The organism is Nocardioides sp. (genome assembly GCF_047602075.1).
GTDB lineage: Bacteria > Actinomycetota > Actinomycetes > Propionibacteriales > Nocardioidaceae > Nocardioides.
This window is the reverse complement of record NZ_JASGIF010000002.1, coordinates 921,922-944,652: the sequence shown is the minus strand read 5'-3', so window position 1 is coordinate 944,652 and position 22,731 is coordinate 921,922. Positions and strand designations below refer to the sequence as shown.

21 protein-coding genes and 1 tRNA gene are annotated in these 22,731 nt (G+C 68.6%); 7 read left to right on the top strand and 15 right to left on the bottom strand.

The window, feature by feature from the left end; genetic code table 11:
- Entirely contained in the window at positions 1-945 is a 945-nt protein-coding gene (locus QM714_RS17230) for a hypothetical protein (RefSeq protein WP_415102569.1), read from the top strand.
- Positions 946-1,064: 119 nt separating this feature from the next.
- Here the strand turns inward: QM714_RS17230 and QM714_RS17225 are convergent, their stop codons facing one another.
- On the bottom strand, positions 1,065-1,841 hold the full coding sequence (locus QM714_RS17225) for a hypothetical protein (RefSeq protein ID WP_415102568.1): 777 nt from the start codon (positions 1,839-1,841) through the stop codon (positions 1,065-1,067).
- Here QM714_RS17225 and QM714_RS17220 point away from each other — a divergent pair.
- Entirely contained in the window at positions 1,822-2,427 is a 606-nt protein-coding gene (locus QM714_RS17220) for a hypothetical protein (protein ID WP_415102567.1), read from the top strand. The genes QM714_RS17225 and QM714_RS17220 overlap by 20 nt on opposite strands.
- Positions 2,428-2,429: 2 nt before the next feature.
- The gene (locus QM714_RS17215; RefSeq protein ID WP_415102566.1) at positions 2,430-4,046 is read left to right on the top strand and encodes a polysaccharide biosynthesis C-terminal domain-containing protein; all 1,617 of its coding nucleotides are present in this window, start codon (positions 2,430-2,432) and stop codon (positions 4,044-4,046) included.
- Here QM714_RS17215 and QM714_RS17210 read toward each other — a convergent pair.
- From QM714_RS17210 to QM714_RS17165, 10 genes are all read right to left on the bottom strand, one after another.
- Positions 3,967-5,088 (bottom strand): glycosyltransferase, encoded by a 1,122-nt coding sequence (locus QM714_RS17210; RefSeq protein ID WP_415102565.1) that lies wholly within the window; start codon positions 5,086-5,088, stop codon positions 3,967-3,969. The two genes, QM714_RS17215 and QM714_RS17210, sit on opposite strands and share 80 nt — an antisense overlap.
- Complete coding sequence (locus tag QM714_RS17205) at positions 5,085-5,573, bottom strand: UDP-N-acetylglucosamine--LPS N-acetylglucosamine transferase (protein ID WP_415102564.1); 489 nt, start codon at positions 5,571-5,573, stop codon at positions 5,085-5,087. The genes QM714_RS17210 and QM714_RS17205 overlap by 4 nt, the downstream gene beginning before the upstream one ends.
- A gap of 159 nt (positions 5,574-5,732) precedes the next feature.
- A complete protein-coding gene (locus tag QM714_RS17200) occupies positions 5,733-7,169 on the bottom strand; it encodes an exopolysaccharide biosynthesis polyprenyl glycosylphosphotransferase (protein ID WP_415102563.1) in 1,437 nt (478 codons plus the stop codon).
- Positions 7,170-7,616: 447 nt separating this feature from the next.
- Positions 7,617-8,207: an aminoacyl-tRNA hydrolase gene (gene pth / locus QM714_RS17195; protein WP_415102562.1), complete on the bottom strand. Its 591-nt coding sequence runs from the start codon at positions 8,205-8,207 to the stop codon at positions 7,617-7,619.
- Between the two features lie 53 nt (positions 8,208-8,260).
- Positions 8,261-8,893: a 50S ribosomal protein L25/general stress protein Ctc gene (locus tag QM714_RS17190; RefSeq protein ID WP_415102561.1), complete on the bottom strand. Its 633-nt coding sequence runs from the start codon at positions 8,891-8,893 to the stop codon at positions 8,261-8,263.
- Positions 8,894-9,125: 232 nt separating this feature from the next.
- On the bottom strand, positions 9,126-10,355 hold the full coding sequence (locus QM714_RS17185) for an MFS transporter (protein ID WP_415102560.1): 1,230 nt from the start codon (positions 10,353-10,355) through the stop codon (positions 9,126-9,128).
- A 211-nt stretch (positions 10,356-10,566) separates the two neighbouring features.
- Positions 10,567-11,538: a ribose-phosphate diphosphokinase gene (locus QM714_RS17180; RefSeq protein ID WP_415103053.1), complete on the bottom strand. Its 972-nt coding sequence runs from the start codon at positions 11,536-11,538 to the stop codon at positions 10,567-10,569.
- A 132-nt stretch (positions 11,539-11,670) separates the two neighbouring features.
- On the bottom strand, positions 11,671-13,101 hold the full coding sequence (gene glmU, locus QM714_RS17175; RefSeq protein WP_415102559.1) for a bifunctional UDP-N-acetylglucosamine diphosphorylase/glucosamine-1-phosphate N-acetyltransferase GlmU: 1,431 nt from the start codon (positions 13,099-13,101) through the stop codon (positions 11,671-11,673).
- 50 nt (positions 13,102-13,151) lie between these two features.
- Positions 13,152-13,230: transfer RNA gene (locus QM714_RS17170), tRNA-Gln, on the bottom strand.
- 360 nt (positions 13,231-13,590) lie between these two features.
- Complete coding sequence (locus QM714_RS17165; RefSeq protein WP_415102558.1) at positions 13,591-14,826, bottom strand: MFS transporter; 1,236 nt, start codon at positions 14,824-14,826, stop codon at positions 13,591-13,593.
- A 22-nt stretch (positions 14,827-14,848) separates the two neighbouring features.
- Between QM714_RS17165 and QM714_RS17160 the strand changes: the two genes are divergently transcribed.
- Positions 14,849-15,949, top strand: coding sequence for an ATP-dependent DNA ligase (locus QM714_RS17160; protein ID WP_415102557.1), 1,101 nt, complete (start codon positions 14,849-14,851; stop codon positions 15,947-15,949).
- Between the two features lie 37 nt (positions 15,950-15,986).
- On the top strand, positions 15,987-16,526 hold the full coding sequence (locus QM714_RS17155; RefSeq protein ID WP_415102556.1) for a hypothetical protein: 540 nt from the start codon (positions 15,987-15,989) through the stop codon (positions 16,524-16,526).
- Between the two features lie 30 nt (positions 16,527-16,556).
- On the opposite strand, the gene QM714_RS17150 is transcribed toward QM714_RS17155, so the two are convergent.
- Both QM714_RS17150 and QM714_RS17145 read right to left on the bottom strand, forming a co-directional pair.
- Positions 16,557-17,723, bottom strand: coding sequence for a hypothetical protein (locus tag QM714_RS17150; protein ID WP_415102555.1), 1,167 nt, complete (start codon positions 17,721-17,723; stop codon positions 16,557-16,559).
- Between the two features lie 219 nt (positions 17,724-17,942).
- Positions 17,943-19,025, bottom strand: coding sequence for a DNA polymerase domain-containing protein (locus tag QM714_RS17145; RefSeq protein WP_415102554.1), 1,083 nt, complete (start codon positions 19,023-19,025; stop codon positions 17,943-17,945).
- Between the two features lie 79 nt (positions 19,026-19,104).
- Between QM714_RS17145 and msrB the strand changes: the two genes are divergently transcribed.
- Positions 19,105-19,557 (top strand): peptide-methionine (R)-S-oxide reductase MsrB, encoded by a 453-nt coding sequence (gene msrB, locus QM714_RS17140; protein ID WP_415102553.1) that lies wholly within the window; start codon positions 19,105-19,107, stop codon positions 19,555-19,557.
- Here msrB and hemQ read toward each other — a convergent pair.
- Positions 19,541-20,245, bottom strand: coding sequence for a hydrogen peroxide-dependent heme synthase (gene hemQ, locus QM714_RS17135; protein ID WP_415102552.1), 705 nt, complete (start codon positions 20,243-20,245; stop codon positions 19,541-19,543). The two genes, msrB and hemQ, sit on opposite strands and share 17 nt — an antisense overlap.
- 13 nt (positions 20,246-20,258) lie before the next feature.
- Positions 20,259-21,641, bottom strand: a complete 1,383-nt coding sequence (locus QM714_RS17130) for a protoporphyrinogen/coproporphyrinogen oxidase (protein WP_415102551.1) — start codon at positions 21,639-21,641, stop codon at positions 20,259-20,261.
- 82 nt (positions 21,642-21,723) lie between these two features.
- Here QM714_RS17130 and QM714_RS17125 point away from each other — a divergent pair, with 82 nt between their 5' ends.
- The gene (locus QM714_RS17125; RefSeq protein WP_415102550.1) at positions 21,724-22,671 is read left to right on the top strand and encodes a DUF4349 domain-containing protein; all 948 of its coding nucleotides are present in this window, start codon (positions 21,724-21,726) and stop codon (positions 22,669-22,671) included.
- Positions 22,672-22,731 lie beyond the last annotated feature (60 nt).

Below are 22,731 nucleotides of genomic sequence, written 5' to 3'. Positions count from 1 at the left end.
ATGCCAGCCGCCCCGGAGGAGAAGCCGCTGCCGCAGCTGTCGTCGTACGCCGACCATCTACACCGCCACTGGTTGGTCCTGCTCGTCACGACCATCCTCGGCGCGTTGATCGGATCGGCGATCTACTTCTCCATGCCGCAGCGCTACCTCGCCTCCTCCCGGGTCGCGGTGTCACCGCAGATCACCTACCTCTCTCTCAACACCCAGAACGAGAAGCAGTCGCTCGTCACCTTGGACACCACCGCCGCGCTGCTGCGATCCGACGGCGCGCTGGACAAGATCTCGACGGCGATGGGAGTGAGCCCCGACCAGGCCTCCGACAGCCTGACCATCTCGGCCAAGCCGGGCTCACGCGTGCTGATCCTCCAGATCGCGGGCGACTCTCGCCGGCAGGCAGTGGCTGGCGCGAATGCCGCCACCGAGCAGCTGCTCTCGCTGCAGTCTCACACCTTCGCGCTCAGCAGCAGTCAGGTCAGGTTGTTGAAGAAGCGGGTCAACGTGCTGCGCCGGCAGGCGCTCGACCAGATCGACCAGGGCGCGCCCGCGCAGAGCCTCTTGCAGACCGTCAGCATCCTGCAGACCCGGTTGGACAAGGCCATCGATACCAACAACACCACCTCGGCGGTCATCATGCGAGCCCATGTCGTGCAGTACCGCCCCGGACAGCTGGAGGTCCTCGTGGCCAGCGGCATCTCGCTCGGACTCCTCGGAGGCCTCGGCCTCACCTTGCTTCCCCGACCACGGCGCCCACGGCGCCGAACCGGAACCGCTGCCCAGCGGGCTAGACCGCGGTTCCACATCGGTCGGACCGACCCGACCCCGACAGGTATGATCTCCTCGCGGTCCGCTGCGGTGCAGCCGGCCGGCAGGTGGCTCTGGGTGGGTCTCGGGACGCGGCAGACCTCAGCAACGACGCATGACGCAAACCCGGGGGAAGCACGATGAGCACACCTGAGCCGATCGCCCGATTGCGTCTCGGTCTCGACGCCGCCCTCCGCCCGCACCTCCTGCTGATCGCCGTCCTCGGCGTGCTCTTCGGTCTGCTCACGGGCACCGCTGCGGCGCTACTCCCGGCAGAGTACGTCGCCACCGGCAAGGTGCTTATCCAACCGTTGGTCGGCAATCCCTACAGTCCGGACACCGCCGGCAGCGACCTCACCCGACTCGAAACCGAAGCCCAGATCGTCTCCTCCGACGTCATCGTCGACGCGGTGCGCGACGACCTGCCGAGCGACCGGGCGGTGAACCTCACCCAAGGACTCATCGTCTCGATCCCGGCCAACACCCAGATCATCCAGATCGGCTTCCGCGCGGCCGATGCGGACACCGCGACCGCTGTCGCCAGCCAGTTCGCGACGAACTACCTGGACTATCGCACCGAGCGCCGCAACACCTACGTGCGCAACCGTGAGGCCGGGATCAACGACCAGCTGGACAACCTCAGCGAGAAACTGGACAACCTGCGCCAGAAGGGCGATCGAACCGCCGAGGTCACCGCGATCACCGCCCAGATGCAGAACCTCCGTCTCCAGCTGTCCACTCTGGATACCACGGACTCGATCGCCGGCCAGGTGATCTCCGAGCCGCGGGCCAAGGCGTCTGGCATCGCCGTGCCTGTCTGGGCGGCCGCAACGGGCGGCGTGCTCCTGGGCGCACTGATCGGCGCCGTGATCGCGGTCGCTCGCGAGCGGCGCCGCGACGTGCTGCGCACCGTCGACGACGTCGAGAGCCTCGGTGTCCCTGTCTTGGGCCACCTCGCCGGCAGCAGCCGGCACACGGACAACACGGGCTCGCCAGATCAGCTTCTCCGATGCCTCGCTGATGGTCGCGGCACTCCTCACCCGACGCGTGGCGGCCCCGGCGGCGGTGGCCGTCGGCGAGCTCTCCTCGGCCTCCGCCTCGACGAACGGCTTCGCCAGCGATCTCGCCTGGGCGCTCACCCAGGGGCGGCAGCGGGTGCTGCTCATCGACGGCAGTTCCGAGGAGGCCAGCAGCGCCGAGGGCCTCTCCGATGCCCTGCTCCGCTCCGGCAAGCTCGGCCCGCTGACCCAGACCGACGGAGAGCTGGCCCGCCTGTCGGTGGGACAGGACCCGAAGGCGGGTCGTCGGCTCTATGGCACACCCCGTCTCGACGCCGTCCTGACCTCGGCATCCGAGGCCTACGACTGGGTGGTCGTCGAGGCGCCCGCGACCGACCAGACCGACGGGCGGGCGCTGGTGGGCGGCTGCGGCTACTGGGTGCCCATCGTGACCCTGGGCTCCACCTCCCGCCATGACCTCGAGAACGGTCTGCAGTGGGCGCAGGCGTCCGGCGCCCACCCGTTGGGCGCCGTCGCCGTCACCGTAGACGCGGCGGACCACCCCACGCACGGCGCTCAGGAGGCTAGCAGCGCCAGCAGCGCCAGCAGCGCCAGCAGCAGCGAGTAGGCATGAGCGACACTCCCCAGTCGACACCAGCGAGCACCGGGAGTGACCGCGCCGAGCTTCGCACCCTGGCCCGGGGAGGCATCGGCGGACTGCTCGCCTCCTTGGTGAGCGGCCTGGGCGGGCTGGCCTTCATCACCGTCGCGGCATGGGGCTTCCCCAAGGCCGAGGTGGGCATCGTCTTCACCTTGACCTCACTCTTCTTGATCGCCTTGGCCATCGTCACGCTCGGCTCGGACGTCGGCGTGGTCCGTTTCGTGGCCATCAAGATGCACAGCGGCCAGAACGACGATGTCGCGGCCGTGCTGATGGCCACGCTCGCACCCGTATGGGTCCTCTCCCTCGTCGTGACGGGGCTGCTCTGGTTCTGCCTTCCGTTCCTGCCGTTCCAGCATGAGTATGTGCGCAGTGCTCAGGTGGTCAGCCTGTTCCTGCCGTGGGCAGCGACGTCCAACCTCGTCCTCGCCGGCACCCGAGGACTCGGCTCGGTGCGGCCGACCATCATGGTCGAGAGCCTGCTGCGGCAGGCCCTCCAGCCGATCCTCGCCGCGATCGCCGCCTTCCAGACCAACAGTGCAGTGTGGTTGGCACTGGCGTGGGTCTTCCCCTACGCCGTGGCCTGTCTGGTCGGACTGCGCAGCTACACCCGGCTCTGTGCTGCCAAGGGTCGCCAGGCGTGGCTGTCGCCCTTCGCACCGCCCGTCCGCGCGGTGAGTCGAGAGGTCTGGGCGTTCAACGCGCCCCGCGCGCTCACCCAGATCGCGCAGATCGGCATCCGTCGCGCCGATATCCCCCTGGTCACCCTGCTAGCCGGACCCGCACAGGCGGCCGTCTACACCGCCGCGTCCCGGTTCGTCGCCTCGGGGCTGCAGGCCATCAAGGGAATCCAGCAGATGGTGGGGCCGCAGATCGCTCGGCTGTACGCCGCCGGCCGCCCCGACCAGGCCGGTCTTGCGCTGCGGACGGCGACCACGTGGAACGTGATGATCGCCTGGCCGGTGTATGTCACCTGCGCCGTGATCCCATCGGTGATCTTGATGATCTTCGGACGCGACTACGCCTCCGGTTCCTCGGTCGTGGTGATCCTCGCCCTCGGCATGCTGGTGGGCATCGCCGCGGGACCCGTCGACATCGCGCTGCTGATGCTCGGGCGCAGCGGGCTCAGCCTGCGCAACAACCTGGCTGCTCTGATCACCAACCTGATCCTCAACATCTTGTTGATCCCAGGCCTCGGCATCAACGGCGCGGCGTTCGCCTGGACGGCCTCGATCCTGGTGTCCAACGCCCTGCCGACATGGCAGATCAGGCCGATTCTCGGCAACGCCTCGGACCGCACCACCGCGCTGGTCGCGGCGCTCGCGGTGGTCTCGATCGCGACGCCGGCGACGGTGCTCCGCCTGGTCGGCGTCGAGCAGCCGCTGGCCTTGTTCGTCGCCACCGTGGTGGGCGGGCTGGTCTATCTCGGTCTAGCCTGGCGTTTCCGCAGGCGGCTGCACCTCGGTGAGTTGGCTGCCGTGATCCGACGCAGACGCAACCGCAAGGTCAACGGTGCGACAGGCTCAGCCGCAGGTCTGGGCCGTGTGTCACCGACGGCGACTGCACCGCAGGAGCCGACCTCCTGAGCGAGGCCAGGTCCTCGCTCACGATGTGGCGCCGATCCAGCGTCGCACGCTCGGCGCGAGTGCTCGGCCCAGCGGCGAGTTCGATCCTGCGGTCGTGACTGAGCATCAAGAGAGGGTCCAGGCCGCCGCGCAGGACGACCAGAGGGTCGCCCAGCAGCCTCGACAGGTGCGACAGGATCGCGCGCGGCGCGGCCGCCGCCGCGAGCACGGCGACCCGGTCAAGGCGCCTCAGGTGCCGTCGTCGTACGACTCGCGGAGCCGCCTGGGCGGTCAACACCAGGTCGGCGGGAGCAAGGTGAAGCTCGGCCGCGGCGGAGGCGATCGCGCTGGACCACACCACACAGTCCGTCGTCCGGGCCCCGCAGGCGCACCGGGCCGATCCCGACACCACAGCGGGGAGCAGGTCGAGGGCCTGGCCCACCAGCGCGGCGCCGGCACCGGCCAGCGCCTCCTCGTGGGTCGCAAGGACCGTCTCGGACAGCCACACCACCCTCGGCGAGCCAGCCAAGGCACTGCCTCGACCGACCGTGGGTCTGCCCACGATCTCCGCGAAGGCCGCGACACTGGCCTCCTTCGACGCCGACGCGAGATCGGCCTGACGACTGTCGGTGCCTTCGGCAAGCCGACGCTCCAGATCGCTGATGCTTCGGGCCAACTCCACGACCCCGCGCTCGGCACACCACGCCGAGAACCTCAGTTGGTGGTCGTCGACGTGCTCGCCCAGCGCTGGGTCACGGGGCACCACGATCGGGCGATGATCCGACCTGCGGGCATCACTGATCGTCCCTGGCCCACCATGGGTGATGACGACATCCGCAGCGGCCATCGCGGTCAGGATCTCCCGATGCGGGCCGAAGTCGAAGCCCTCTGCCCGGGCGGGTCCTCTGGTCCAGCCATGCTGGACCACCACCCTGTCTTGAACGTGGCGTTCCTGCCAGTCGTCGGCCCATCGCACGATCCGGTCGAACGGATGATGATCGGTGCCGACACTGATGACGATCGACCTGCCGCGGTGCACCGCCAAGTCCTGGTCACCGCTCATAGCAGTGGTCCGATGGGAAGCGCGTCGTCGTAGAGCGGAACCTGCTCGGGCCACTGGACGAGCATCAGGTCCGCCACCGGACGGCATAGTCGACCGGTCAAGGTCGGCGTGTCGATGCGGTCGTAGACCTCGACGTAGACCGTGCGGATGCCTCGTTGCCGCGCAGCCACGAAGAACGGCAAGGCGACTGCGGCGCCGGTCGACACGACGATCGTGGGACGGAACCCAGCGACCACTCGTCGAGCCAGTCTGCCGTTGCGGACAAGGTTGGGCAGGTTGCGGGTGGTCGGATGGTGGGCCCACCAGACATGTTCCTCGTCGCGTAGTGCATGCATCGCGTCGGGTGTATCGAAGGTCACCCACCCGTGCTCGATCTGGTGCCACCAAGGCTCAAGTGCGAGCAACTGGGTCAAGTGACCCCCACTCGACCCCACGAGCAGCGCCCGTTGCGGCGCACCGGCGGTGCTGAACTCTGGCGTTGACATTGCGACCAATGGTAATGCCCTTCGACGCATCCCTGGCGCCGATGGTCGACTCCGGTGGACAACCCGCGTTGGTCGACGAGACCGCGACAGCCCCTGGTCTAGACGGGTTGGCCGTCTGGACCAGGGGCTCGCTCGGCGGCTCGTCGACCGAGGGCCGCGTCAGTAGGCGCCGCGGGACCGCACGACGGCATCGGCGGTGCGCAGTCCGATGAGGACATCGGAGGTCAGCCGCCAGTTGTCGGCGTAGTGGAGGTCGAGCTCGACCGACCGCTCCCACGACAGGTTGGACCTGCCGCTGACCTGCCACAGTCCGGTGATGCCCGGGCGAACGGCGAGGCGACGACGCTCGGTCGGGGTGTACTTCGCCACCTCTTCCGGCAGCGCCGGGCGAGGGCCGACTAGAGACATCTGGCCGAGCACGACGTTCATCAACTGCGGAAGCTCGTCGAGTGAGGTCTTGCGCAGCAGCCGGCCGGCCCTGGTCACGCGCGGGTCGTCGCGGATCTTGAACAGCACGCCGTTGCCTTCGTCCATGGTGGCCAGCTCGGCCTTGACCTTCTCTGCGTCGACTCGCATCGTGCGCAGCTTGTACATCGTGAAGGTCTTGCCGTCGAGGCCGACCCGGGTCTGCTTGAAGATGGCCGGACCGCGCGAGTCCAAGCGCACCAGCGCCATCATGGTCAGCAGCGGGATCCCAGCCATCGCGAGCAGCGCGACGGCGGCGAGCCGGTCGACGGCGTGCTTCACGGTGCGCACGAACGCCGAGCGCTTGCTCGACCGCACGTGCAGCAGAGTGCCGTCGGCGAACCGCGCAGTGTCGATGCGATGCGGAGCCACCTTGTCCAAGAGACCGGTCACGGCCATCGACGCATGCGTGTCTTCAAGGTGCCAGGCGAGCCGCTGCACCACGTCGGCGGTGATCGCGTCGCCGGGGATCAGCACGACCAGGTCGGCGTCCCAGCGCTGCACCCACTGCTCGACCTCGTCGAGCTGGCCGATAGCGCGCACGCCGAACGAGTCGAGGTCGCTGAGATCGACACCCTCCTCGCCGAGAGCCAGCGCACCGACCACCTTCGCCCTGTTGTCGCCGGCCCAGCGTGTCGCGGACTTCGCGACGTCGGCCGGGCTGCCCACCACCAACAGCCGCATCTGGCCGCTCACTGCGCGACGAGCAACCGTCCCGGCCACCGCGACGACAGCAACAGCGCCGACGATCCACAGCGTGTCCGACAGAAGGGTGCCCGGCACGATCCCGAGCACCATGCCCACAGCGACGGCCGTCACCGGCACACCCTGATCCTTCAGGATGCGGCCGATGTGCGGCAACCCGGGCCGGACCGTCTCACGACCGGCGTGATAGTTGACGACCAGTGCCAACGCGGCCACCGCACTGCCGAAGACCAGAGGCGTGTCGCTGATCACCAGCACGGTCAGCGCAAGCGCGGCGGCCAGCCCCAACTCGATAGGGAGGTACCACTCCCGAAGGCGCCGACGCACCCGCTCCGCCGGATGCGTGCGCGGCGCCTCGATTCCCCCTGCAAAATCGTTCGGTGTCGCTGCCCTCGGCAGCGGCACGACGACGTCCTGAGACGTCACCTGACTCATTCGTCCCCCACTCAGCTCGTTTCCCCACAACAACGAGAGAGCGCTGCTTGCCGCCGAGATCGACCTGCGACCGCCCCTTGTCCCTTAGAGAGAGCCAGGTCTCTGCCTGTGGATACAGCACAGCGAGTCGGCGACGCGATGGAGGGGGCCAAAAAACGGGCCCGCGCATACGCGGTAATTCTGCTCTTGTCTCCCCCGAGGGCTTCGCGTCGCCACGACCTGGAACCTCCTCGGAACCGTCTGAGACCCCACGACTCAGACGCAGGACAAGTTTGCGTCGCGGGGGCCTAGAAGGTCAACTCGTAACCGCAGCAACGTGGGCAAAATCTGCACAATTTCAGACACCCACGGCTCGCGGTGGTGTACACCGTCCGTTCGAGTGTCCATCTTCGTGACATTTTGCGGCCAACCGTCAATGCGACCATCCTGACCGACGGCTCAAGAGTTGAACCGCTGCTGGGTCTGCGCCAGGCCTTCGGTCACCAGGCACTCGACCGCGTCGGCCGCGTCGGCGATCTGGATCGGCAGCTCGACCCGCTCGGCCGCGGAATAGTCCGAAAGCACGTAGTCCGCCACCTCTTGGCGTCCCGGAGGTCGTCCCACGCCGCACCGGACCCGATAGAAGTCTCCGGTGCCGAGCGAGGCGCGCAGCGACCGCAGACCGTTGTGGCCGTTGTCACCGCCGCCGAACTTCACCCGGATTCGGTCGAACGGCAAGTCGAGCTCGTCGTGGATCACCACCAGCCGGCCGGCCGCAATGCCATAGAACTTCGAGAGCCCCACCACCGGCCCTCCGGACTCGTTCATGTAGCTCCGGGCGCGTCCCAGGACCACGCGGGGCCCGGGCAGGCCTGGCATCTCGAGCCGTCCCTCCAAGACGTCGGCCCGGCCGAGCTTATGGGCGCGCAACGAGCCGCCCATCCGCTCGGCCATCGCGTCGACGACCCGGTAGCCGATGTTGTGCCTGTGCCCGGCGTACCGCGCGCCAGGATTGCCCAGCCCGACGACGAGCCAGGCCTCGGAGACCACCGATCAGCCCCGCCTGCTGCGCGCCGCGATGCGACCCGCTGGCCGCGCCACGGTCACTCCGAGTCGCCGGCCTCGGCCGGAGCCTCCGGCGCCTCGCCTTCGGCGGCCTCGGGCTCACCCTCGGCGGCCCCAGGCTCAGCCTCGGCGACCGGCGCGGTCACGTTGACCACGAGGGTCTCGCCGTCGGTGAGCAAGGTGGTGCCCTTCGGAAGCGCCAGGTCCGAGGCGTGGATCTGAGTGCCGACCTCGGCGCCCTCGATGTCGATCTCGATGTACTCCGGAATGTGCGTGGCCTCGGCCTCGACCTCGATGGTGGCGTTCTCGGTCACCACCAGCGAGTCGCGCACCGCCTCGCCGACCAGGTGGACCGGGACGTCGACGGTCACCTTCTCGCCGCGCTTGACCGCGACGAAGTCGATGTGCTCCAGGGACCGGCGGATCGGGTCGACCTGGACCTGCTTGGTGAGGGCCAGCTGGGTGGAGCCCTCGATCTCAAGCTCGAGCAGGGCGTTCGCGCCACCGTGCTTGATGGCCATCATCGTGTCGTGGCCTGGCAGGCTCACGTGGACAGGGGCGTTGCCGTGGCCGTAGATCACGGCCGGGATCTTGTGGTCCCGACGGATGCGACGCGCGGCGCCCTTTCCGAACTCGGTGCGCAACTCGGCGACGATCTTCTCCGACGACATCTCTTCAACTCCTGCATGGCCTCAAGGTGGATGACTGCCTAGTGAGGTGGGCCCGGAGCCGACGCACGCTGCACCCCGTGGACGAAGGCGCGGCGCGGGGCCTGCCCTGTCGATCACGGTTCGCCGGTGGCGTCTAGCACCGAGGCGTCCCCTCGCCGAGGCAACCGCAGCAGTCTAGCCGCGGTGGGTGTCCGGCACCCAATCGGCCAACCGTGAGTCCGAACGGGTCGGGTCAGCGGGCTCCTCCTTCGAGCCGCACATCGGCGATCACCGGCCTGGTCGCGCCGACCAGCGCAACCAGGATGCAGAGGGCGGCGGCCCCGAGCTCGACGCGCTGAGTACCGAAGGCGACCGCGAGCGGGCCGACCGCGAGCTGGCCGATCGGCATGGCCACGAAGGAGAAGAACCCGTCGATCGACATGACCCGGGAGAGCATCTGCTCGGGGACCTTCTCCTGAACGGTCAGGTTCCACGCCAGATCTAGGGCGCTGAGCCCGACACCGGCCACGACGAAGGCCAAGGCGAGCGCGACGACGCCCACTCGAGTGCCGAGCACCAACATCGGCAGCGCGCTGAGCGAGAAGCCGATTACGCAGGTCCGCAGCGGCCGGCCGATGGTCACCTTCGCGAGCACGAAGGCCGCCACGAACACGCCGATCGCCTGGCCGGACCGGGCCAGTCCCCATCCGTCACTCCCGATGGTGTCTTCGGCGATCGCCGGCCCGAGCACCCCGAGTGCGCCGCTGATCAGCGCGTTGAAGACCAACGAGCAGGAGGCGACCGGGATCACCCACCCCAAGGACCTGACGAAGGACCAGCCGGCCACGAAGTCGCCGATCACGCTGGGCCTCTTGTCGGGGCGCTCCCCCACCGGGATCCGCAGCACGGCCAGGAAGCCCGCAGCCACGGCGTACGTCGCCGCGTCCACCGCCAGTCCCCATCCTGGTCCGACAGTGGCGACCAGAATGCCGGCGACGGCGGGGCCGAGAATGCTCAGTGCGCTCTCGGACTGGCTCAGCAGGAGGAAGGCGGCCTTGCGCTTGGGTGGCGGCAACAGGATCGGCACCATGCCGTGGAAGGCGGGATAGCTCACCGCGAACACCGTCCCGCTGATGAATTGCAGCACCGCCAGCTGCCAGACCTGGGCATGCCCGGTCACCACCAGGGCCGCGGACGCTGCCTGGGTGACCCCTTGGATCAGGTTGCAACCCCGCAGCACGATCGCACGCGGCAGCCGATCAGAGACCGCACCGCCCAGCAGCATCAGCGCCACCATCGGCACGGTCCAGGCCGCCACCACCACACCGAGCGCCGTCGGCGAGTCGCTGATCGCCAGCACCGCGAACGCCAACGCCACCCCCGACATCGAGGATCCGGCGGTGTTGACCACCTCGCCGAGGAAGAAGTAGCGGAAGTTCGGCGTCGCCAGGGGCTCCAAGCGGCCCGTGCCCGCGGTGGTCACCCGCGCATCCTGCCCTCGGATGGTCGGCCTGTCGACTGCCTTTCTGACCATCTGCCGCGGTGCTGTAGTGGCTTGGGATCCGGTACACGGGGCACTTCGCCACGACAAGACCGCGACAGACGCACGAAGACCGCGGCAGATAGGACCCGGGCCCTAGGTGCCTATCGCCATACGGCACCCACAGCGAACAGGCCCGAGGTTGCCACGAACTTCAGGCGTGCCCGTCGAACATCGAGGTGACCGAGCCGTCCTCGAAGACCTCGCGGATCGCCCGGGACAACAGCGGGGCGATAGAGAGCACCGTCAACTTGTCGAACTGCTTGTCGGGGCTGATCGGGAGAGTGTTGGTCACCACCACCTCGGTGACCGGACTGTTCTTGAGCCGGTCGACCGCCGGGTCGGAGAGGATCGCGTGGGTGGCCGCGACCAGCACCCCAGCCGCGCCGGACTCCATCAACGCCTCGGCCGCCTTCACGATGGTGCCGCCGGTGTCGATCATGTCGTCGACCAGCACGCAGACACGGCCCTTGACCTCACCGACTACCCGGTTGGCCACCGTCTCGTTGGGTCGGTCGATGTTCCGCGTTTTGTGGATGAAGGCCAGCGGCGCGCCACCGAGGCGGCTCGACCAACGCTCCGCCACCTTGATCCGGCCGGCGTCGGGAGAGACCACGGCGAACGGCTGGTCGGCGTACGTCTCGGCGACATACTCGGCGAGGATCGGCAACGCCATCAGGTGATCCACCGGACCGTCGAAGAAGCCCTGGACCTGGTCGGCATGGAGGTCCATCACGATCAGTCGGTTGGCGCCGGCGGTCTTGAACAGATCGGCCATCAGCCGCGCCGAGATCGGCTCCCGGCCTCGATGCTTCTTGTCTTGCCGTGCGTAGGGATAGAAGGGCATCACGACCGTGATCCGCTTGGCCGAGGCGCGCTTCAGCGCGTCGACCATGATCAGGTGCTCCATCACCCACTCGTTGATCGGCGCGGTGTGGCTCTGGATGACGAAAGCGTCGCAGCCGCGAACCGACTCCTCGTAGCGGATGTAGATCTCGGAGTTGGCGAAGTCATAGGCCGAGGTCGGCACCAGGCCGGTGCCGAGCTGCTCGGCGACCTCCTCGGCCAGCTCGGGGTAGGCCCGCCCGCTGAAAACCATCAGATTCTTCTCGGTGGCTCGCTTCATCCCGCTCACGAGTGGATCTCCCTGGTCGCCGGCCGTTTGGAGGAGTGCTGCTTGTCGATTCTCGCGCACCGGGCCGCGCAAGAAAACTCTGGGTGCACCTCGAGATCCCGTCAGGCGCGGGTACGGCGTCGGTTACGGCTCCTCGCGTTGGAGCCCCTGCTCGGCCGCCTCCGCCTGAGGCGTGCCCGCTCGGCGGCGCAGCGTCCAGCCCTCGAGGTTGCGCTGGGGACCACCGGAGACGGCGAGAGCTCCCGGCGGCACGTTGCGCCGAACCACGGCCCCGGCGCCCGTCGCCGCACCGTCGCCGACCTCGACCGGAGCCACGAACACGTTGCCCGAACCGGTTCGCACGTGGCGGCCAACCTTGCTGCGGTGCTTCTCGACACCGTCGTAGTTGGCGAAGATCGTGCCCGCACCGATGTTGCTGGCCGCGCCGATCTCGGCGTCACCCACATAGGACAGATGCGGCACCTTGGCGCCGTCCCCGAGCTGGGCGTTCTTCGCCTCGACGAATGCGCCCAACTTAGCCGCACTGCCGAGCAGCGTGCCGGGCCGCATATAGGTGAACGGCCCGACATCGGCCTGCGGACCGATCACCGCCAACTCGCCATGCGCTCGCACGACCCGTGCCCCCGAGCCGACCTCGCAGTCCTTCAAGGTGGTGTCCGGACCGATGACCGCGTCCTCGGCGACCACGGTCGCGCCGAGCAGTTGGGTGCCCGGAAGGATCGTCACATCCGGCGCCAACTGCACGTCGGCATCGATCCACGTCGTCGCAGGGTCCATCACCGTCACCCCGTCCAGCATCCAGCGGGTGACGATGCGCCGGTTGAGCTCTCGGCCGAGCTCTGCCAACTGGACCCGGTCGTTGGCGCCCTCGGTCTGCCAGACGTCCTCGATCGGATGAGCACCGACGGTCAGGCCGTCCTCCCTCGCCACCGACACCAGGTCGGTGAGGTAGAACTCGCCCTTGGCGTTGTCGTTGCCGAGGCGCGGCAGGGCATGGCGCAGGAACTCGGCGTCGAAGGCCATGATCCCGCTGTTGATCTCTCGGATCTCCCGTTGGTCGACCGTGGCGTCCTTCTCCTCCACGATCGCCTCCACCTCGCCGTCCGGGCTCCGGATCAGGCGGCCGTAGCCGAACGGGTTCACCACCACCGCGGTCAGGATGCTCACCGCCCGCTCAGCCGCGTCATGCTCAGCGGCGAAGGTCCGCAGGGTGTCCCCCTCGAGAAGGGGGGTGTCGCCATACGCCACCAACACGGTGCCGGTGCTCATCTCGACCTGCTCCATCGCGACGCGGACGGCGCCCCCGGTGCCGTCGAGATCGTCTTGGACCACGAGCTGGCAGTCGGGGCAGTACTCCTGGATGTGCGGCCCGACCATCTCCCGCTGGGTGCCGACCACGGCAACCACCTGCTGCGGTGAGACGGAGGCGATCGCGGTGAGCACGTGACCGACCATGCTCCGGCCACCCAGCCGGTGGAGCACCTTCATGGTCTTGGACCTCATCCGGGTCCCGCCACCCGCGGCCAACACGATCACGGTCAGGTCGTTGGTCATCTGCATGCTCTCCCTACCGTCGTCGGCGACCGTGCCGCCTGCTCACGGAGCTCCCCGGGTAGGAGTCGAACCTACGTCGCTAATCCTGATTCAAAGTCAGGCGGGCCCTGCCGGCAGACCAACCGGGGATAGAGAGACCACCTTAAGGCCCGCCTGGCGGGGCAGCATCCTTGGCCCGGCAGACCAACCGGGGATAGAGAGACCACCTTAAGGCCCGCCTGGCGGGGCAGCATCCTTGGCCCGGCAGGCCAACCGGGGATAGAGGAACCACCTTAAGGCCCGCCTGGCGGGGCAGCATCCTTGGCCCGGCAGGCCAACCGGGGATAGAGGAACCACCTTAAGGCCCGCCTGGCGGGGCAGCATCCTTGACCCGGCAGACCAACCGGGGATAGAAAGACCACCTTAGGGCCCCAGCGGGACGTCATACGAACTGGTCGCGCCGACCACCGCAGGATACGACGCTGCACAGCCTCGACAACGTCACCCAGCTCAGCTTGCCAACTGAGGGGGCGCGGCTCCGGTCAAGCGCACATCGGTGATGATGCGTCGCGTGGCGCCGAACGCCGCAACGAGCACAGCAATGCCGAAGCACCCGAGCTGAACCTTGCTCGCGCCGAAAGCGATCGCAAGAGGCCCGACGGCAAGCTCTTCCAACGGGATGGCGACGAAGGAGAAGAAGCCGTCGATCGCCATGATCCGCGACAGCATCTCTTCGGGCACCTTCTCCTGGACAGTCAGGTTCCAGGCCAGGTCGAGAAAGCCCACCCCCGCACCGGCGATGAGGAAGGACGCCGACAACAGCCATACGTTCACATGGGTGCCGAGCACCACCATCGGGACGCACCACACCGCGAACGCGATCATGATCGCCCGCAAGGGCACCCTCACGGTCACCTTCGCCAAGAAGAACGCCGCCACGAACACGCCGACCGCCTGACTCGAGGTCGCCACTCCCCAACCCTCACTGCCGATCGTCTCGTCGGCAATCACCGGGCCCAGAACACCGATCGCGCCGCTCACCAAGGCGTTGAAGACCATGGCCGCCAACGACGCGGGGATGACCCAGCCGAGGTGGCGGGCGAACGACCAGCCAGCGGCGAAGTCGCCGATGACGCTCAAGCGAGCGTTGCTCCGGTCACCGGGAGGCAACCGCACCAAAGCCAGCAGGCCCGCAGCGACGAGGTAGGTTCCCGCGTCGAACGCGAGCGCCCATCCCGGGTTGGCAACCGCAACCAACAGCCCCGAGACTGCAGGCCCGAGGATGCCGACGGCACTTTCGGCCTGACCGATGAGGAGGAAGGCAGCCTGGCGTTCCTGGGTCGGGAGCAGAATCGGAACCATGCCCAAGAAGGCCGGGTAGCTGACCGCGAACACCGTCCCGGCCAGGGCCTGAAGAACGATGAGGTGCCAGATCTCGGCCCGGCCACTGAGCACCAGGCCGGCAGTGAGCGCCTGCGCCACACCCTGGACGAGGTTGCAGCCACGCAGCACGACGGCTCGCGGCAGGCGATCAGCGATGGCCCCACCAAGCAGCATGAACACGACCATCGGCACGCTCGACGCCGCCACCACCCACCCCAGGGCAGACGGAGATCTGCTGATGTCGAGAACGGCGAACGCCAGCGCAACACCTGCCATCGACGACCCCGCCCGGTTCACCACCTGGCCGACGAAGAAGTACCGGAACGCGGGCACCGCCAACGGCGACAGGCGGCTGCTACTCACAGGTGAACACTACGGTTGAGCCGTGGACCTGCCCGTGATGCCGCCCGTGCTGCCCATGCTGGCCAAGTCGGTGAAGGGTCTCCCGGATCCGGCGAAGTACTCCGTCGGCGAAGTGCCGGGCCTGTACTTCGAGCCGAAGTGGGACGGCTTCCGTTGTGTGGTGTTCCGCGACGGCGATGAGATCGAGCTGGCGTCGCGCAACACCAAACCGTTGACGCGCTACTTCCCCGAGGTGGTGGAAGCGATGCGTGCGCAGTTGCCGGCCAGGTGCGTGCTCGACGGCGAGATCTTCGTCGCGATCGACGACCGGTTGGAGTTCGAGGTGCTGCAGAACCGGCTGCACCCGGCCGCGTCCCGGGTGAACCTGCTGGCCGAGCAGACCCCGGCCGGGTTCGTGGCCTTCGATCTGCTCGCGCTCGGCGACACGTCGTACCTCGACAGCCCCTTCGCGGAGCGAAGGGCCGCGCTGGAAGAGGCGCTCAGCGGTGCGCCGGGGCCGGTCTTCCTCACCCGCACGACCACCGACACCGGGGTTGCCGAGGAGTGGTTCCACCAGTTCGAGGGCGCCGGGCTCGACGGGGTCGTCGCCAAGCCGCTCGGGGCACCGTACCAACAGAACGCACGCGCCATGCTCAAGATCAAGCACGAGCGCACCGCCGACGTGGTGGTGGCCGGCTATCGCGAACACAAGACCTCGACGCCGGAGCACCCGCTGCTCGGATCACTGCTGCTCGGGTTGTACGACGACGGCCAGCTGCAGCACGTCGGCGTCTCGGCGTCCTTCACAGCAGCGCGGCGCGCCGAGCTGCACGCCGAGCTGCAGCCGCTCGTCTGCGAGGTCTCCGACCATCCCTGGGGCGAGTGGCAGGAGTGGGCGATCGCCAACCCCGACCGGGCGCCGGGCACGCAGAGCAGATGGAGCGTCGGCAAGGACCTCACGTTCACCCCGCTGCGCCCCGATCGTGTCCTCGAGGTCGCCTACGACCACATGGAGGGCCGCCGGTTCCGGCATACCGCGCAGTTCCGACGCTGGCGCCCGGATCGCGAGCCCGCGTCGTGCGGATACGACCAACTCGATGAACCGGTGAAATACGACCTGGCTAGGATTTTGAGTGTGGAGTGAGGCACTCCGCACCCAACGAGCCCAGGGGGCGATGGTCGTGAGCGAACCGTACAACGTCGTGTTGCTCGTCGAGCAGGAACTGACCGAGCGGGACGCCGCCCAGGTCCACTCTCTGCACGAGGGGATCGAGGACCCGGTCGTCTATCACGTGCTGTTGCCCATCGAGGACGCCTCTGCGCGCGTCGAGGCCGCGATGGGATCACTCGCGGCCGGCGAGGTGATGGCCACGCCCGCGATGGTGATGAGCGACGCGGATCTGGAGGCGCTGCGGCGAGACTGCGAGGAGCGCTCGACCGACGAGCTCGCCCACACGCTGGCGGCGCTGCGTGCCAGCGGCGCGGAGGCTGTGGGCACGGTGGTCACCGAGCCGCCGATCGATGCCCTCACCGCGAAGGTCACCGAGGTGGACGGCCGCGAGGCGATCATCTTGACCCGTCCGCACATCGTGGCCGAGTTCTTCCACGTCGACTGGACCTCTCGCGCCCGGCGCAAGATCGGGGTGCCCGTCTTGCACCTCCTCGAGCACGAGTCCTTCGACGAGCAGGCCGGCGAGGGCGAGGGCATCACGGGCGTGTAGGGCTGGTACGACGACCTGCCGCGCACCGTTCTACGGCGTGCCGAACACCGCGAGGTAGGGAATGGCGTTCGCGCCACCGTTGATCGTGGTGAACTCGCCACCCATGGCGAGTTCCTTCAGCCCCGGCAGGGCGTCGAGCGCGAGAACGCCCCAGGCCGAGTTGGCGTCCGGGTTCCAGTCCAACAGCGTCCCGCTCCTGCTGTAGGCAGCGCCTCGCTTCCGGATCTCGAGTGCATCGGCGCAACCAGCGGGTCCATGAGAGTCGTGGGTGGCACAAGCCCGGCTGAAGTGGCCGCCGAAGTAGACCGCGCCACCCAACACCGTGACAGCTTGCGCATCGCCGTCGACGAATCGCGCCCATACGGTTGCACCCGAGCGTCGGTCGCTGGCGACGGCATGACCACCACCCGGACCACCGATCGCAGTGTAGACCCGCTGCTTCGTGACCACCATGTCGATCACACGCCGAGTGATCGGCGGATCGAAGGAGGTCACCAAGCGACCATCGCTGGCACGCACGAGAGCGAGCTTGCGGAACCTGTGGTTGCCGTTGAGGAACTCGAACCCGCCGGCGACGTACACCCCGGAGCGCCGGACCGCGATGCTGCTCACACCGCCGTCCTGCGCCAACGGCGCCCAAGACGTCAGCCGATACTGCTTGCCGAGGGCGATCGCCGCGAGGTGGCCCCGGGCTCGTCCGCCGAGCCGCTCGAACGAGCCACCGAGGTAGATCTTGGAGCCGCCGCCGGCGAGGGTCAGGACGGCGCCGTCGGCCTGGAAGCGGAACAACTTGTCGACCTTGCCCACGCCTGCACGCTTGACCATGACGAGGTTGTTGCGCGGCGTCCCCTTCACGGCGGTGAAGTCGCCTCCGATGACCACTCGGTCGCCCACGGGCAGGATCGCTCGAACGGTGCCGCGAACTCGGGGGTTCCACGGCAGCACGCTCCCCGTCGAGGCGTCGATCGCGACCGCGCCGAGGCGGCGATAGACGGTGCCGTCCGCGGCGGTGACATGGGTGAACTGGCCACCGGCGTAGAGCACGTTGCCTCGGTGCACGATGGTGTAGACGGGTGCATCGAAGCTAGGAAACCGACCGGTGACCGGCATCGAACTCACCGCCGCCTGGGCCGGCGCGACCAAGCCCAGCAGGCCCACCATCACGAAGAAGACCAGCGGCACAACACGACGAAACACTGACAACACCCCCACATAGACCAGCGGCGGTCAATCTACGTCCGTCACACCAGCCACTCAAGGGCGGACCCACCGCGAGGGCCGCGGAGAACCGCTCGACGCACCCAGAGTGACCGGTGTGACTATTGTGGTGTCTGTGGTCTAGACGGACCGGACCGCTCCCCCGCTGAGGAGGCGATGCGGCGTTGAGGGTCGCGCTGGTGGTCTCCTGACGGAGCCTCAAGTGCCCTCGATGCGGTTGCCGTGCTCGTCCCAGTGCGAGGCGACCTTCTTGCTCGGCTGCACCCGAGGTGGCTCGCCGGGCATCTTCGGATAGTCGGGTGGGTAGTTGAGCTCGACCGGGTTCGCCTCCCACAGCGCCAACAACGGATCGAGCGAGTGCGAGACGTCGTCGATGCCGGCCCAGGCGTCGCCACGCTCGGCCAGCAGGCCAGGCACCGTGAAGAGGTTGAACACCTTCGGGTCCTCGACCTCCGCCAGCTGCGTCCAGGTCAACGGCATCGACACGGGCGCACCGGGCACCGCCCGCAGCGAGTAGGCCGAGGCGATGGTGCGGTCGCGGTTGTTCTGGTTGAAGTCGACGAAGATGCGCTCACCGCGCTCCTCCTTCCACCAAGCGGTCGTGACGCCGGCGTCTCGCCGCTCCAGCTCGCGGCCGAACCCGATGGCAGCGTGGCGGAGGTCGACGAAGTCCCAGCGCGGTTCGATCCGCACATAGATATGGACGCCGCGGTTGCCGGACGTCTTCGGGAAGCCGACCAGACCCAACTCCTCCAAGAGCTCGTTCGCGACCCCGGCCACCCGCACGGCGTCGCCGAACGTGGTGCCTGGCTGCGGGTCGAGATCGATGCGCAGCTCGTCGGGCCGATCGATGTCGTCGCGGCGCACCGGCCACGGGTGGAAGGTGAGCGTGCCCATGTGTGCACACCAGACGGCGACGGCGATCTCGGTCGGGCAGATCTCGTCGGCGGTGCGGCCGGACGGAAAGGTGACCTCGACGGTCTCGACGTACGGCGGAGCACCCTTGGGCACCCGCTTCTGATAGAAGGCGTCGGCCTTCTCCCCCGGCCGGCCCGTTGCCAGCTTGATCCCCGGATGGACGCCGGCGGGCCACCGCTCCAGCGCCGTCGGTCGGTCGCGCAGGGCGCGCATCAGGCCGTCGCCGACCGACGCGAAATACTCCGCCACCATCACCTTGGTGACCTCGGGAGTCTGTTCGGTCGCCGGATAGATCACGCGATCGGGGCTGGTGACCCGCACGCTCCGTCCGCCGGCGTCGACCGCGGCTGCTGAGGTGGCCATGGCCCCATCGTGACGGGTCCGATCCGACGAAGCCAGCGCATCCCGAGGCAGCCATCCGTGGCTGAGTAGGCTGGTCGACATGGGCTATCAGGTCGAGAAGGCCGACGAAGAGTGGCGCGAGCAGTTGACCCCGGAGGAGTACGCCGTCCTCCGTCAGGCCGCGACCGAGCGGCCGTTCACCGGTGAATACACCGACACCGAGACGGTCGGTGTCTACCGGTGCAAGGCCTGCCAGGCCGAGCTGTTCCGCTCCGACACGAAGTTCCACTCCGGGTGCGGCTGGCCCAGCTTCTATCAACCGATCTCGGACACCGTCGAGTATCTCTCCGACACCACGCACGGGATGGTCCGCACCGAGGTGCGCTGCGCGCGCTGCGGGTCGCACCTCGGTCATGTGTTCCCCGATGGCTACGGCACGCCCACCGGCGACCGCTACTGCATCAACTCCGTCAGCCTGACGCTCGAGCCGGTCGCCGACTCTACGAGCCCCGCGGCGACACCCGACCCGGTGTCGGTCACGGAAGCCGAGTGATCAGGTCGAGCGGCTCGACCCGGGGGCCGGTGTAGAAGGGGATCTCCTCGCGCACGTGCAGACGCGCCTCGGAGGCGCGCAGGTGCCGCATCAGGTCGACGATGCGGTGCAGCTCGTCGGCCTCGAAGGCGAGGATCCACTCGTAGTCCCCGAGCGCGAAGGCCGAGACGGTGTTGGCCCGCACGTCGGGATACTCCCGACCCATCCGGCCGTGCTCGGCGAGCATCCGACGTCGGTCGCCCTCGTCCAGCACGTACCACTCGTAGGACCGCACGAACGGGTAGACGCAGATGTAGCCGCGCGGCTCCTCACCGGCCAGGAACGCTGGAATGTGGGCCTTGTTGAACTCAGCCGGGCGGTGCATGGCGAGCTGGCTCCAGACCGGCTCCAGCCGCGAACCGAAGGCCGTCCGGCGCAGCCGGTTGTAGGCGTCCTGCAGTTCCTCGGGGGTCGTCGCGTGCCACCACACCATCAGGTCGGCATCGGCCCTGACCCCGGAGAGGTCGTAGACGCCGCGCACGACGACGTCGTCGGCGTTCAGCTTGGCGAGTAGGTCGCTCACCTCGGTCGCCTCCGTCGCCCGGTCGGCGTCACCGAGCGGTCGAACCAACCGGAAGACCGACCACATGGTGTAGCGGATCTGCTCGTTGATCTCCCGGGCGCTGGCGGCGTTCGTCATGCCGCCCATTGTGCTCCCCCGCTCACCCACACAAGACACCGGTCACCGCGCGGCCGGACGCGATCACGGCCGGGATCCCGACGCCGTCGTACGTCGCACCGCACACGGCCAGCCCCGGCACCTCGGCGACGCCGGCACGGACCCGGCCGACCAGGTCGAGGTGGCCCACGGCGTACTGCGGCAGTCCGTCCGGCCAGCGTTGCACGTGGGTATCGACGGGCTCGACGACGATGCCGACCGCTTCGGCCAGCTCGGCGCGGGAGACCGCAACCAGCTCGGCGTCGGAGCGTTCGAGTACGTCGACCTCTCCGTGGCGGCCGAGCGACGTGCGGAGGAATGCCAGGTCCTCGCCGGCGGGCCCGGCGCCCTTCCCGGAGTCGCGGACCCACGCCCACTTGTTGAACGAGAAGGTCGAGGCCTTGATCTGCCGACCTTCGATCGGCGGCACCAGGAACCCCGAGCCAGGCAGGTCAGGGAGATCTTCGGCGCGGAAGGCAAACGTGACCACGACGACCGACGCGGACTCGACACCCGCCAGGTCGGCGGCCACCTCGGGCAGCAGCTCGGCGAGCAGCCGCGCGGTCGGCTCGGCGGGTGTCGCCAGCACCACGTGATCGGCCCCTACCGTGTCCGCGCCCGACGAGCCCGAGCTCCACGACAGTGTGAATCCGCCGCCCGCACGCGGCCGTATCGTCTCGACCGTCGTATGACAGCGGACCTCGAACCCACCGGCGTGCACCAGTGTCTCGGGGAGGAGTCCCATCCCACCGGGAATGCCGGCGAAGACTGGGGCGTCGTAGGTCGGCGCGCCGGTCGGTGCCCCACCACGACCCGTCAACATCGGGATCAGTGCCGGCACGGCGGCACGCGCCGAGATGGCGCGCGCGTGACCGGCGTACACCCCGCCCAGCAGCGGCTCGACCAGTCGGTCGACCACCTCGTCGCCAAAGCGCGCTGCCACCAGGTCTCCCACCGAGCCATCACCGTCGAGCTCGAGGTCCGGCACCGCCGACGCACGACATGCCGCCGCCAGACCCTCGGGCGAGAGCACCCCGGACGCCGCCAGCCCGTCGATGTCCAAGGGGACGCCCATCAGGGTCCGGGGCAACGGCCGCAGCACACCCCGCGTCCAGATCTGTGACTGCGCGATGGCCGGATGGACGATGTCGAGGCCGAGTGCGCGAGCCAACTCGACGCCCTCCGGACGCCGATTCAGCATCGCCTCGGCCCCGACGTCGACCCCGACGCCCGCGACCGACTCGATCCGCAGCTTCCCGCCAGCCCTGGACGACGCCTCCAGCACGAGCACCTCGGCCGCCGGATCCGCCCTAGCCAGGAAGTGTGCCGCAGCCAGGCCACCGAGGCCGCCGCCGACAACCACGCGGCGCCGGGTCGAGGTGGTCACACCTGCCACTGTGCCAGCGAGGCCGGGTCACGGGTTGCGGGGGGGGTGGGAACCGGTCCCCGTCTTCGGGCGTCCGACGATCATGAGACGACGCTCCCAGGACCTCCGTCGACGCGCTGCCCGACCTGTTCCGCTGGCCTTCGCCTCGCTCCTGACCGCCCTCCTGCTGGTCGGCTGCTCCGCCCAGGGTGGCGGGGCAGAGTCCGACGCCGCTGGGGGATCGACGGACACGGCAGCCGGCGAGAATGCGCCCGTCCCGGCGGAAGCTGACGCGGCGATGTCCACCATCGCGCGCAAGAACGCCGTCGACAAGCCGGCACTCAACGCGAGCTACGTCATCTCGACGGGGTCGGTATCTCTATCCGGCAAAGATGTCGCCGATCTCCGCTTCGATGTCCAGGAGGTGCTCGACCGTCACCGGGCCCGGGTCGACAAGGACGAGACCGACACCGGGGACGACAACGCGGTCATCCGATCCAGGACCGTCTTCCGAGTGCCGGTCGACGAGTTCGACGACGCCATGGACGAGCTGGAGAAGCTTTCCGGACTAACCGCGTCGTCTCGCGAGAGCGAGGACGTGACCACCCAGGTGATCGACACCGATGTCCGGGTGAAGTCGCAGGAGAAGAGCATCGAGCGCATCCGGATCCTGCTCGACCGAGCTCAGAGCATCCGCGACATCATGGCGATCGAAGGCCAGCTCTCCCGCCGGGAAGCCGACCTGGACTCACTCAAGCAGCAGCAGGCCTGGCTCGCCGAGCAGAGCTCCTGGAGCACCATCACGGTGCATCTCAAGCAGAAGACAGCGAAGGACGCCGACACCGACGAGACCGGCTTCCTCGCCGGGCTGCACTCGGGCTGGCACGCTTTCACCGGCGCCAGCGTCGCCGTGATCACCGCGGTCGGCGCCTTGCTGCCCTTCACGGTCCTTCTGGTCCTGGTCGGCACCCCGCTCTTGATCCTGCTACGCCGTCGCGCCGGACGGCGTAGCTCCCCACCGGTCGCCGAGGCGGGTCCTGCGGGCTCGTGAGACTCCAACCGGCATACCGTGCCGAGGTGGGCATCATCTCTCCCGAGCCGCCCGCGATCA

Coding starts and splice junctions, on each gene's coding strand:
- glmU (WP_415102559.1), bottom strand. CDS start 13,101: ATGACCAACGACCTGACCGTGATCGTGTTGGCCGCGGGTGGCGGGACC.
- QM714_RS17190 (WP_415102561.1), bottom strand. CDS start 8,893: ATGTCGTCGGAGAAGATCGTCGCCGAGTTGCGCACCGAGTTCGGAAAG.
- msrB (WP_415102553.1), top strand. CDS start 19,105: ATGGGCTATCAGGTCGAGAAGGCCGACGAAGAGTGGCGCGAGCAGTTG.
- QM714_RS17210 (WP_415102565.1), bottom strand. CDS start 5,088: ATGAGCGGTGACCAGGACTTGGCGGTGCACCGCGGCAGGTCGATCGTC.
- QM714_RS17215 (WP_415102566.1), top strand. CDS start 2,430: ATGAGCGACACTCCCCAGTCGACACCAGCGAGCACCGGGAGTGACCGC.
- hemQ (WP_415102552.1), bottom strand. CDS start 20,245: ATGGGCGGCATGACGAACGCCGCCAGCGCCCGGGAGATCAACGAGCAG.
- QM714_RS17230 (WP_415102569.1), top strand. CDS start 1: ATGCCAGCCGCCCCGGAGGAGAAGCCGCTGCCGCAGCTGTCGTCGTAC.
- QM714_RS17180 (WP_415103053.1), bottom strand. CDS start 11,538: ATGAAGCGAGCCACCGAGAAGAATCTGATGGTTTTCAGCGGGCGGGCC.
- QM714_RS17125 (WP_415102550.1), top strand. CDS start 21,724: ATGAGACGACGCTCCCAGGACCTCCGTCGACGCGCTGCCCGACCTGTT.
- QM714_RS17220 (WP_415102567.1), top strand. CDS start 1,822: ATGGTCGCGGCACTCCTCACCCGACGCGTGGCGGCCCCGGCGGCGGTG.
- QM714_RS17145 (WP_415102554.1), bottom strand. CDS start 19,025: ATGGCCACCTCAGCAGCCGCGGTCGACGCCGGCGGACGGAGCGTGCGG.
- QM714_RS17205 (WP_415102564.1), bottom strand. CDS start 5,573: ATGTCAACGCCAGAGTTCAGCACCGCCGGTGCGCCGCAACGGGCGCTG.